The following is an 11231-nucleotide window of genomic DNA, read 5'->3' on the forward strand; positions in this document are numbered from 1 at the left end:
TTCTGCCCGACGCGAGGCGCCGCGCGCTCAGCCCGCCGCCCGGCGGATCGCGACCACGGTCACGTCGTCCGGCAGCACGCCCGCGGACGCCAGCCGGGTGATGCTCGCGACCGCCGCCGAGGCGGTGGGCGCGGCGGCCGCCGCGGCGTCGGCCACGCGCTCCAGCGCCTCCAGCGTTCCGTCGAAGAGGTCGAGCACCCCGTCGCTGCAGATCAGCAGCAGATCGCCGGGGCCCAGTCGGAAGGCGCTCGTCTCCCACTCCTGCGTGCCGAGGACGCCGAGCGGCAGGTTGTACGAGGGGACGCGCTCGCGGGAGCCGTCGGCCCGGCAGATCACCCCGAGGCCGTGCCCGGCGTCGACCGCGGTGATGTCGCCGGTCGCGGCGTCGAGCCGCAGGTGCAGCAGCGTGACGAAGGCCTCGTTGGCGTCGAGGTCGGGCTCCACCGCACGGTCGACGAGGGCCATCGTGCTCCCCGGATCGAGCGAGGGCGGGGTGATCCGCAGCGCCGCGCGGACCGTCGCCGCGATCATCGCCGCTCCGACGCCCTTGCCCATGACGTCGGCGAGCGTGACGACGAGACCGTCGGAGGTGCGCTGCCAGTCGAAGAAGTCGCCGCTGACCGCGCCGCTGGGCACGCAGGCGCCCGCCACCTCGTAGCCCGGGAGGTCCGGGACCGACTTGGGCTGCAGGCGGCGCTGCACCCCTCCGCCGTCGGCGAGCTCCTGCCGGGTCCGGGCGGCCCGCGCGGTGAGCATCCTCGCGACCTGCTCGCCGCTGAGCGACGCCATGCTGAACGACACCACGACCAGCAGCACCAGGGTGATGAGGGTCGTCGACGGCGTGCCGAACCAGGTCGTGAACAGCACGCTCCGCGGACCGACCGCCAGGAACACGCCGAACCGCACCGCGTAGTAGGCCGCGAGGGCTCCGGAGGAGAGCAGCAGCGGCCAGCGCGTGCGCGAGTGCCCGGCGGCGAGGAGGGCGATCTCGCGGGTCGACAGCCCGATCAGGGTCGCCATGAGGGCGAGGTAGAGCGGGCCTCCCGACCAGTCGTTCACGGCGGGCGAGTCGAACGCCGAGACCGAGACGACCAGCACCGTCGGAGCGATCACGAGCCACCACGGCGTCGGCCGGCCGCGCAGCGAGCGGCTGCCCATCCACACGCTCGCGGCGCCCGCGACGATCAGGCCGTTGCCCAGCGGATTCGCCCACACCTGCTCCGGCGTGCCGTCGCGCAGGTAGGCGAGCGAGCCGCCCATGAACAGCGCGAGCGCGGTGCACCACCAGAAGCTGAAGGCCGACCGGGTGGTGCGGAACGTGACGAGGGCGAAGAGCAGGAAGAGGGTGAGAGTGGTGACCCCGAAGGCGACTCGGAGGGTCGTGGAGTCGAGCAAGGCGGTCCCGTGGTCCTTCCGTCAGACCGAGCGCGGAGCCGGCGGAGGAGCGACCGGCACGAGACGGATCCTCCCACGAGACGGACCCCCGCGTCGCCCGAGCGGGGGTCCTCGGGCGTGACCGCCCCGGGGACGGGGGGCACGGCGGGGGACGGGGCGGTCAGGGCCGCACGAGGACGACCACCTTGCCGCTGCCGCTCTCGGCGACGGTGTGCGCGCGGGCGATGTCGGCCAGCGGGAGCACGTGGTCGACGCGCGGCGTGTAGAGGCCGCTGCCGCCCAGCGCGGCGGCGTGCCGCAGCAGCGCCGACTCGTTGCGGGCGTCGACCTTCCGCAGGCCCAGCCGGGCGGCGCCGCGGTCGTCGATCACGGTGACGACGCGGGAGGGGTCGCCCACGATCGCCAGCAGGTCCGGCAGGGAGTCGGACGGGGCCGAGTGCAGTGCGGCGTCCACACCGTGGGGTGCGAGCCGGGCCACCCGCTCGGCGAGACCCGGGCCGTAGGTCGTGGCGGCGACTCCGAGCGCGTCGAGGAACGCGAGGTTGCTCTCGCGCGCCGTGCCGATCACGGTCGCGCCGGCGGCGAGGGCGAACGCGGCGGCCGCGCTGCCGACGGCGCCCGAGGCGCCCTCGATGAGCAGCGTCGCGCCGTCGAGGTCGCCCAGAGCACCGAGGGCGGCGGCCGCCGTGGCGGAGGCGAGCCCGGCCGCCGCGGCCTGCTCGGTCGACCACTGCTCGGGGACGCTGCTCCAGGCGGTGAGGACCGCGTACTCGGCCGTCGTGTCGCTCACTCCGCCCAGTCCGAAGACGAGATCGCCGACCTGCGCGTCCGTCACTCCGGCGCCGACCTCGTCGACGACGCCGACGGCGTCGCGACCGGGGATCGCCGGCAGGTCCAGGGGCAGGTAGGGGGCGAGGTGGCCGGCGCGGAGCAGGACGTCGATCGGATTCACGCTCGTCGCGAGGACGCGGATCCGCACCGCTCCCTCGCCGGCGCGGGGCTCGGGGGCTTCCTCGACGGTGAGGACGTCGGGGGCTCCGTAGGAGTGGAAGCGGGCAGCGCGCACGGGGTTCTGCTTTCTGACGGGGTTCGCAGCAGCAGATGCTTGCCGCGGAAAGGAAGCTATCCCCGAATGCTTTCCGTGGCAAGTGAATGTAGTCTGCGAGGGTGACCGCGGCCGATCGACTCTCGCCCCAGCAGGACCGGACCTGGACCCTGCTCGTGGGCGTCATGATGTGGCTGCCCGCCGAGCTCGACGCCTACCTCGAGCAGGCCGCGGATCTCAGCCACGCCGAGTTCGGGGTGCTGCGCTGCCTCTCGCTCGGCGAGGACCGCGAGATCCACATGAGCCGCCTGGCCGCGACGGCCAGCGTCACTCCCTCGCACCTGTCCCGCATCGTGGGGCGACTCGAGAAGCGCGGCCTCCTCGCCCGCAGCACCGACCCCTCGGATGCGCGGCGCACGCTCGCGAGGCTGACGGCCGCGGGCGCGAGGCTCCTCGCCGAGGTCGAGCCCGGGTACGTCGCCGAGGTCCGCGCACGGGTGTTCGCCCTGCTCGAGGACTCGCAGCTCGATCAGCTCGAGGACATCGCGGAGGCGATCCTCACTCCGCTCCGGCGCGAGTGCGTCGACCTGCTGGCGCCGCGATCGGCGCGCTAGTCGTCGTGATCGGGACGGTCGGAGGGCCGGTCCCGCGCGGGCTCGGCCGTGTCCGGAGCCGAGGCGATCGGGGCGGCGATCCCGCTGGTGCTGATGACCGGCAGGGTGCCCGTCCGGGGGAGCGGCTCCTCCGGGAGCGGAGTGCTGCTCGGTGCCTCGCCGGGCGCCGCGCCGTCCGCGTAGAGGACGTCGGCGGCCAGGGCCTCCTCGAGTCCGCGGTCCCGGCGCGTGCGTGCGCGGACGGGTGCGACGGCGCGGACGACCGGGGTGCGCAGCCGGCGGTACGCGAGGCGGCCGAGGGTGACGCCCCCGGCGAGGCCGACGGCGATCATTCCCGCCTGGAGCAGCAGGTCGATCCCGCTCGTCGGCGAGCCGCCCGAGGTGAGGTCGAGCACGCCGCGGTAGAGCGTGAGCCCGGGGAGCAGGGGGACGATGGCGCAGGCCGTGGTCACGACGGCGGGGATCCGCATCCGCTCGGACAGCGCCTCGCCCAGCAGGCCGATGGCGAGGGCGGGGACGGCGCTGGCCATGAGGGGTGCCGCGCCCAGATCGAGGAGCGTGTCGGAGGCGAGCCAGGCCCCTGCTCCGGTGATCGCGGTGAGGAGCGCCGCGCGCGGGGGCGTGTGCGACGAGAGCGCCCAGGCGCCGGCGGCGACGCCCGCTCCGAGCACCTGCACCTCGGCCGGCCAGGGACGGGCGTAGGAGTCGACGAGCACGAGGTCGACGCCGAGCGTGCGCGCGACGTCGAGCACCGCGGCGATGCCCACCACGATGCCGAGAGTGAGCAGCCCGACCTCCAGGAGCCGCCCGCCCGCGGTGATCGGGAACCCGTTGATCGCGTCGTCCGCGGCGCCGACGAACGAGAGCCCGGCCAGGAGCACGACCACCCCCGACGCGACGACGAGTGCCGGAGGCAGCACGGCCAGCTCGATCGGGAGCTGCGGCACGACCGCGAGCAGCAGCACCGCGACCCCCGTCGCGATCGCGGCGCCGGCGATCTGCTGGAAGAAGGCGGGAAGTCCCCAGCGCCCGAGCAGCCGGCCGGCGGAGTCGATGAGCGCGGCGGTCGCCGCGGCGACGAGGACGACGAGCGGTCCGCCTCCCAGCAGCAGCGCGACTCCCGCCGCCATCAGCGCCAGAGTGAGCGTGACGACGCCCCGGCGGTAGCGGTGCGGCTGCACGAGGATCGCGTCGAGCCGGTCGTGCGCCGCCTCGAACTGGTGCCGCGCCTCGTCGCGCGCGTCGGAGGAGTCGACGGCGTCGGCCACCCGCACCTCGGGCGAGCCCTCGGTGATCGCGGCGACGAGCGCCGTGACCCGGGCGAGCCGCTCGTAGTCGGCGCTGCGGGTCTGCACCACGCGCAGCACGCTCACGCTGGGCGAGTCCTCGCCTCCGTCGTGCACCACGAGGATCGACGTGAAGGTGAGGTCGACCTGGACCTCGATGCCGTACGCGCGGCAGACGCGCTGGATCGTCTCGGTGACCTCGGCCGCCGCGGACCCGAGCGACAGCAGCGTCTCGCCCAGCCGGACGGCGAGGTCGAGCACGCCGCGCACGGTCTGCTCGGCGAGCAGCGCCCGCTGGGTGCGCCGGCTGACCGGCGCGGCGGGGGTCTGCCCGCTGAGCTTGCCGACGACCTGCTGCAGGAGACGTGGGGAGCGCATCTTTCGAGGGTAGGTCCGGGGGAGGGTGCCCGGGGCCGCCTCGGGGCGGTCGGGCGAGTCGTCACTCCCCGGCCCTTGGGAGGGACGTCGGGCCCGTTCCGCGTCCACTCGCGCGCCGCGGCGCGGGCGAGAGGACGCCGAACGGGGTGCGGCGGAGGATCAGCGTCCGGACGGCGTCGACTCGCCGCGCGCTCCCGGATCTCTCCGGGATCTGCTGGGCACGTGGGGCTCTGCGCGGCAGCACAGGGCCCCGGACGCCACTCGGGCGTCCGGAGCCGCGCCGCGGTCAGCGGCCGAGGCGGAGGAGCTGATGCCTCCGCTCGCGCTCGAGCAGGTCGGCGCGCTCTCGGCGGAGGGCAGCGACGTCGGCGTGGTCGAGAGGCGGGCGGCGCTCCCGCCTGCTCCACGCGACGAGCGCGACTCCGACCCGCAGAGCGAGCCGGTCGAGCAGGCCGGCGAGGCGGCGGTGAGGGGGGTGGGCGTACCGGGTCGCCCGGAGTGCGGTGTTCATGAGGTGTCCTTGTCGTGCAGGCGCGCGGGCGCGCCGAAGAGCGCCGCGAGGGCGCGAGGAGGAGCGCGCTCGAGGGCGCGCGGAGGCACCGCCGCGGAGGCGGTGCGGGACCAGCGGGGGTCCGGGACGGGACGACGGTCCGTGCGGGGGACCCGCGGGACCGGGAGCTTCTCGAGCGTCGTCACCGTCTGAGCGATGACGAGCGCGGGGCTCGACCGGTCAGGCGGAGTGGACGCCGGAGAAGCCGGCGGTGAAGTGCGCGAAGTGCGGCATGCCTGGCTCCTTTCGTTGGTTCGGCTCCGTCGACCGTAGCGGGAGCGGTGCGGACCTGGCAAGAGCCTGGGAGCGGCGGATCGCCGATCTGCCGGATTCCGGCTCCTGGCGGCCTGTTCGGCTCGTGAGAACACGTCCGGCTCGCGGGAACACGTCCGGCTCGCAGGATCCCCCGACTCCGACGAGCCGAACGGATTCCTGCGAGCCGGAGGTGATCCGGAGGCGCCGCGTCCGCGTGCGCAGACGGGTCAGTGCGCCCGGGGCGTGTACCGCACCGGCGGGAACGCCGTCCGCACGATCGCGCGAAGCGATTCCAGCGACCCGGTCACGAGTCCCTGCGCCCGCGCCTGCACCAGGATGTTGCCGATCGCGGTCGCCTCGACCGGGCCGGCGAGCACGGTGCGGCCCGTGCGGTCGGCGGTCAGCTGGCACAGCAGCTCGTTCTGCGATCCTCCGCCGACCACGTGCACCGCGTCGATCCGCACGCCCGAGAGCGCCGAGGCCTGCTCGAGGGTCACCGCGTACGCCTCGGCGAGCGACTCGAGGATCGACCGCACGAACTCGGCGCGGGTGCGCGGCTGCTCCAGGCCGTTCTCGACGCACCACTCCACGATGCGGCCGGGGATGTTCCCCGGCGCGACGAAGCGCTCGTCGGCCGCGTCGAACGTGGTGATGCGCCCGCGGATCGCGGCGGCCTCGGAGAGCAGCAGCGGCAGCTCGATGCGCTCGCCCGTCTGCTTCTCCCAGGTGCGGATGGATTCGGACAGCAGCCACAGACCCGAGACGTTCTTCAGGTAGCGGATGCGCCCGTCGACGCCGCCCTCGTTGGTGAAGTTGGCGGCCCGACCCTCCAGCGAGACCACCGGCTTCTCGAGTTCGACGCCGACGAGCGACCAGGTTCCGCTCGAGATGTACGCCACGTTGTCGTCGGTCGAGGGCACCGCGACGACGGCCGAGGCCGTGTCGTGGGAGCCGACGGCGACGACGCCCAGGCTCTCCGGCGCGCCGAGATCGGCGGCGACGGAGGGCAGGAGCGAGCCGAGCCGGGAGCCCGGCTCGATCAGCGGCGCGAGGATCCCGCGCGGAAGGTCGAGGCGCGTGAGGAGGTCGTCGTCCCACGCGCGGGTGTGCGGGCTCAGCAGGCCCGTGGTCGAGGCGTTCGTGATCTCGGTCGCCGCGACCCCGGTCAGCCAGTAGCCGATGAGATCCGGAACGAGCAGCGCCTGATCGGCGAGCGCGAGCACGTCCCGCTCCGCCGCGAACTGGAACAGCGTGTTGAACGGCAGGTGCTGCAGGCCGTTCCGCTGGTAGAGCTCCTCCGCGCCGATGCGGGAGTGCACATCGGCGACGCCGCGCGCCGTCCGCTCGTCGCGGTAGTGGTACGGGGCGCCGAGCATCCGCCCCTGGCGCAGCAGCGCGTAGTCGACGGCCCAGGAGTCGACGCCGATCGAGACGACCTCCGGCTCCTCGCGGAGGGCGTTCGTCAGCCCCGCCGTGAGCGAGCGGTAGAGCTCCAGGATGTTCCAGTGCAGAGCGGAGGAGGCGCCCTCGTGGGTCCGCACCGGCTGGTTCGGGAACCGCGCGACGTGGCGCATCCGCAACTCGTCGTGGCCGACGTAGCCGAGGATCACGCGTCCGCTGGTCGCCCCGAGGTCGACGGCGGCGACGGCCTTCATCGCTGGAGCCCTTCGGTTGCGGTCATCGCAGGAACGCCGCGCTCGGGTGCGCAGATGCGACCCAGTGAGGGTCGCCGTCGCGTCCCGCGGTCTTCCGGAGTGGGGGCTGCCGCCTTCCGGGCGTGGCTGCAGCATTCCCGCGATGACGATGTCATCGCAGGAACGCCGCCGCGACGCCCGCATCGACCGGCACGTGGAGTCCGGTCGTGTGCGAGAAGTCGGACGTGCAGAGCGCGAACACGGCGTTGGCCACGTTCTCGGGGACGACCTCGCGCTTGAGGATCGTGCGCTGGGCGTAGAACTTGCCCAGGTCCTCCTCCTCGATGCCGTAGGTCTTGGCGCGGTTCGCGCCCCAGCCCGACGCGAAGATGCCGGAGCCGCGGACGACGCCGTCGGGGTTGATGCCGTTCACCTTGATGCCGTGCTCGCCGAGCTCGGCGGCCAGCAGGCGCACCTGGTGGGCCTGGTCGGCCTTGGTGGCCGAGTACGCGATGTTGTTCGGGCCGGCGAAGACCGAGTTCTTCGACGAGATGTAGATGATGTCGCCGCCGAGCTTCTGGTCGACGAGCACGCGGGCCGCGGCCTTCGAGACGAGGAACGAGCCCTTCGCCATCACGTTGTGCTGCAGGTCCCAGTCGGCGACGGTGGTGTCGAAGAGCGACTTCGAGAGCGAGAGGCCGGCATTGTTGACGACGAGGTCGAGTCCGCCGAACGCGAGCACGGTGGCGTCGATCGCGGCCTGCACGGCGGCCTCGTCCGAGACGTTCGCGGCGAGTCCGATCGCGACGTCCGTCGATCCGAGCTCGGCCGCGGCGGCCTGCGCCTTCGCGAGGTCGAGGTCGGCGATGACGACGCAGGCGCCCTCGGCGGCCAGGCGCGTGGCGATGGCCTTTCCGATGCCGGAGGCGGCTCCGGTCACGAGCGCGATGCGCGAGGCGAGCGGCTTGGGCTTGGGCATCCGCTGCAGCTTCGCCTCCTCGAGCGCCCAGTACTCGATGCGGAACTTCTCGGCCTCGTCGATGGGCGCGTAGGTCGAGATGGCCTCGGCGCCGCGCATCACGTTGATGGCGTTGACGTAGAACTCGCCGGCGACGCGGGCGGTCTGCTTGTTCGCTCCGTACGAGAACATGCCCACGCCCGGCACGAGGACGATCAGCGGGTCGGCGCCGCGGATCGCGGGGCTCTCGGGCGTCGCGTGCGCGTCGTAGTAGGCCTGGTAGTCGGCGCGGTACGCCTCGTGCAGCGCGGGGAGGCGCTCGAGGATCTCCTCGACGGAGGCGGTCGCCGGCAGGTCGACGAGCAGCGGCTTCACCTTCGTGCGGAGGAAGTGGTCGGGGCAGGAGGTGCCGAGCGCGGCCAGGCGCGGGTGCTCGGTGCTCGCGAGGAAGTCGAGCACCTCGGGGGAGTCGGTGAAGTGGCCGACCCGGGGGCTGTCGTGCGAGGCGATGGCGCGCAGGTGCGGGGCGAGGGCGGCGGCCTTGGCGCGGCGCTCCTCCTCGGGCAGGGCGGCGTAGTCCTCGAGGGCGGGTCCGAAGGGCTCCGGAGCGCCGTGCTCGGCGATGTACGCGGCCGCGGTCTCGATGATGCGGAGCGAGTTCGCCTCCGCCTCCTCGCTCGTGTCGCCCCAGGCGGTGATGCCGTGGCCGCCGAGGATCGCGCCGATCACTCCGGGGTTCGCGTCCTTGATGGCCGCGATGTCGAGGCCGAGCTGGAAGCCGGGGCGGCGCCACGGGACCCAGGCGACGGTGCCGCCGAAGGCCTCGGCGGTGAGCTTCTCGCCGTCGGCGGCGGTCGCGAAGGCGATGCCGGAGTCGGGGTGCAGGTGGTCGACGTGCGCGGCGTCGACGAGGCCGTGCATGGCGGTGTCGATCGAGGGGGCGGCGCCGCCCTTGCCGTGCAGCGTGTAGTCGAACGCGGCGACCATCTCGTCCTCGCGGTCGAGGCCGGGGTAGACGTTGACGAGCGCGCGGAGGCGGTCGAGGCGGAGGACCGCGAGGCCGGACTCCTTCAGCGTGCCGAGGTCTCCTCCGGAGCCCTTGACCCAGAGCAGCTCGACGGGCTCGCCGGTGACGGGGTCGGTCTCGACACCCTTCGCGGAGGTGTTGCCCCCCGCGTAGTTCGTGTTCTTCGGATCGGCGCCGAGGCGGTTGGAACGGGCGATGAGCTCCGCTGCGGTCGAGGACGAGGCCATGACTTCTCCGTCTGATTGAACGAACTTGTTAACTGTTACAAAAGCTAACAGGGTGCGCGGTCCGGGTCAACGGTCCGGCGCCGCGGAAGCGGTGCGCAGCCGTCGAGGGAACCCCCGACCGTCGAGACGTCCCGCTGCTCCTGGCTGTCTCGACCATCCGGGGTTCCCTCGAGGATCGGGTCAGCGCAGCTCGACCAGTGCGCGGAACGGCTCCAGCCGCGCGTCCGACGGAGCGAGCTCGGTCACCATGACGCTGATCGCGTCCCAGTCGAGCGCCCGGGCGAGCGCCGAGCGCTCGAGCTTGGTCGAGTCGACCAGCAGCACCGTCTCGGTCGACGCGGAGACGAACACGCGCTTGACCTGCGCCTCCTGCAGCGTGACCTCGCTGGTGCCGTGCGTCGAGACGGCGGAGGCGGAGGTGAAGAAGCGGTCGTAGTGCAGCTCGGCGGCGCTCGAGCAGGCGAGGGGTCCGACGAAGCTGTCCGTCTCCTCCTCCAGCTCGCCGCCGATGAGCACCACCCGCGCCCTCGTGGTGCGGGCCGAGGCGTGGTTCTCGAGCGAGTTGGTGGCGACGAGCAGTCGAGGGGATTCGGCGGCGGCGCTCAGCAGGGTGCCCGCGGTGGAGGAGGCGTCGACGGCGATGGCGCCGGTGGCGGGCACCAGGTCGACGGCCTTCCTCGCGATCTCGCGCTTGGCGGCGGCTCCGGCGGCGAGGCGCTCGGCGAAGGGGCGCGGACGCAGAGCAGGCACCGCCCCTCCGCGGACCCGGCTGAGCCGGCCCTCGGCCTCGAGATCGGCGAGGTCGCGGCGCACGGTCATGGTCGAGACGTCGAGCTCGGCGGCCGCCTCGTCGAGCCGCACGGCGCCGTCGCGCTCGAGGAGCCCGATCAGGCGCGCTCGCCGCTCCGCCGAGTCCACCGTGGCCATGCCGCTCCCGTCCGCGGCGCGTCGGCGCCCGCGGCCTCGAGCGTATCGCCCGGCCGCGAGCACACTCCGGTTCGCAGAACCTCGGCTGGGCGAGGGTGGCGGCGGCCGACGGATCCCGGCCGCGCAGCCGAGGTTCCGCGGGCGAGCGGCATCGACTACCCGGAGGTGCGCCCGGTGCCGTCGGTCGGCACGTCGGCCGCCCCTCCGGGCCGTTCCTCCGGCGACCGGCGCCGGCGCGCCCGCTCACGGCCGATGACGACCGCCACGAGTCCGGAGCACACGACCGCGATCACCGCGACGGTGCCTCCCGGCCCGATCGACGGGGCGAGGGCCGGCGCCACGAGCACTGCGGCCGCGGCGGGCAGCACGACCCCGGCGTGCAGGGGCTGCCTGCTGCCCAGCGGAGCGTGCACCAGCCACATCAGGAGCAGGTACGAGGCCACGGGCACGGCGACCGCCGCCCCGAGCACGACCTCGGACGCCTCGAGATGCCCCGCGGTCGCTGCGACGGCGGCCTCCAGACCGGACCCCAGGGCGGCGAGCGCCGCGAAGACGAGGAAGTGGGCGTAGCCCCACCGGTAGGACAGGCTCCGCCGCGCTTCGAGGAGTTCGCCCGACGGGTGCAGGTACGACAGCCACCACAGGGCGAAGACGAGGACGAGGGCCGCCAGCGACACGAGGACGAGTGGTGAGCTGACCCCGCGCTCCGCGAGTGATCGCTGCATCCCGGTCACCGCCGCGAGCACGCCCTCGCCCAGCAGGATGATCGTGAACAGCCCGTACCGCTCGGCGATGTGGTGCGGATGCCAGCTCGGCTCGCCCGCCCGGGCGGCGTACAGGGGGACGCAGAGCTCGAGCGCCGCCAGCAGGACGAAGCTCGCGACCTCGGTCTGCTCGGGGAGCAGGAGCCGCAGCAGCCAGCCGACCTGGACGAG

At 73.7% G+C, this 11231-nt stretch carries 10 protein-coding genes; 1 reads left to right on the top strand and 9 read right to left on the bottom strand.

All coding sequences use genetic code 11. The annotated features are described in order from the left end of the window. Nucleotides 1-27 precede the first annotated feature (27 nt). Both IOC53_RS14530 and IOC53_RS19520 read right to left on the bottom strand, forming a co-directional pair. Nucleotides 28-1395 (bottom strand): PP2C family protein-serine/threonine phosphatase, encoded by a 1368-nt coding sequence (locus tag IOC53_RS14530; protein WP_207406775.1) that lies wholly within the window; start codon nucleotides 1393-1395, stop codon nucleotides 28-30. A gap of 160 nt (nucleotides 1396-1555) precedes the next feature. Further along, nucleotides 1556-2461 (bottom strand): alcohol dehydrogenase catalytic domain-containing protein, encoded by a 906-nt coding sequence (locus IOC53_RS19520; protein ID WP_207406776.1) that lies wholly within the window; start codon nucleotides 2459-2461, stop codon nucleotides 1556-1558. A gap of 101 nt (nucleotides 2462-2562) precedes the next feature. Here IOC53_RS19520 and IOC53_RS14540 point away from each other — a divergent pair, with 101 nt between their 5' ends. Further along, nucleotides 2563-3054, top strand: coding sequence for a MarR family transcriptional regulator (locus IOC53_RS14540; protein WP_307786210.1), 492 nt, complete (start codon nucleotides 2563-2565; stop codon nucleotides 3052-3054). Here IOC53_RS14540 and IOC53_RS14545 read toward each other — a convergent pair. The 7 genes from IOC53_RS14545 to IOC53_RS14575 all read right to left on the bottom strand — a co-directional run. Continuing rightward, entirely contained in the window at nucleotides 3051-4718 is a 1668-nt protein-coding gene (locus IOC53_RS14545; RefSeq protein ID WP_207406777.1) for a threonine/serine exporter ThrE family protein, read from the bottom strand. The two genes, IOC53_RS14540 and IOC53_RS14545, sit on opposite strands and share 4 nt — an antisense overlap. A gap of 286 nt (nucleotides 4719-5004) precedes the next feature. Next, a complete protein-coding gene (locus IOC53_RS14550; RefSeq protein WP_207406778.1) occupies nucleotides 5005-5229 on the bottom strand; it encodes a hypothetical protein in 225 nt (74 codons plus the stop codon). Continuing rightward, nucleotides 5226-5414, bottom strand: coding sequence for a hypothetical protein (locus tag IOC53_RS14555; RefSeq protein ID WP_207406780.1), 189 nt, complete (start codon nucleotides 5412-5414; stop codon nucleotides 5226-5228). Before IOC53_RS14555 ends, IOC53_RS14550 begins: the two co-directional genes overlap by 4 nt. Nucleotides 5415-5750: 336 nt before the next feature. Then, nucleotides 5751-7178 (bottom strand): rhamnulokinase family protein, encoded by a 1428-nt coding sequence (locus IOC53_RS14560; protein ID WP_207406782.1) that lies wholly within the window; start codon nucleotides 7176-7178, stop codon nucleotides 5751-5753. 151 nt (nucleotides 7179-7329) lie between these two features. Next, nucleotides 7330-9369 (bottom strand): bifunctional aldolase/short-chain dehydrogenase, encoded by a 2040-nt coding sequence (locus tag IOC53_RS14565; RefSeq protein ID WP_207406785.1) that lies wholly within the window; start codon nucleotides 9367-9369, stop codon nucleotides 7330-7332. Between the two features lie 180 nt (nucleotides 9370-9549). Beyond that, nucleotides 9550-10296, bottom strand: coding sequence for a DeoR/GlpR family DNA-binding transcription regulator (locus tag IOC53_RS14570; RefSeq protein ID WP_207406787.1), 747 nt, complete (start codon nucleotides 10294-10296; stop codon nucleotides 9550-9552). A 155-nt stretch (nucleotides 10297-10451) separates the two neighbouring features. Continuing rightward, a partial coding sequence (locus IOC53_RS14575; protein WP_207406789.1) for a low temperature requirement protein A occupies nucleotides 10452-11231 on the bottom strand: 780 nt, incomplete at its 5' end.

The organism is Rathayibacter sp. SD072 (assembly GCF_017355185.1).
In the GTDB taxonomy this organism is placed as follows: Bacteria; Actinomycetota; Actinomycetes; order Actinomycetales; family Microbacteriaceae; genus Rathayibacter.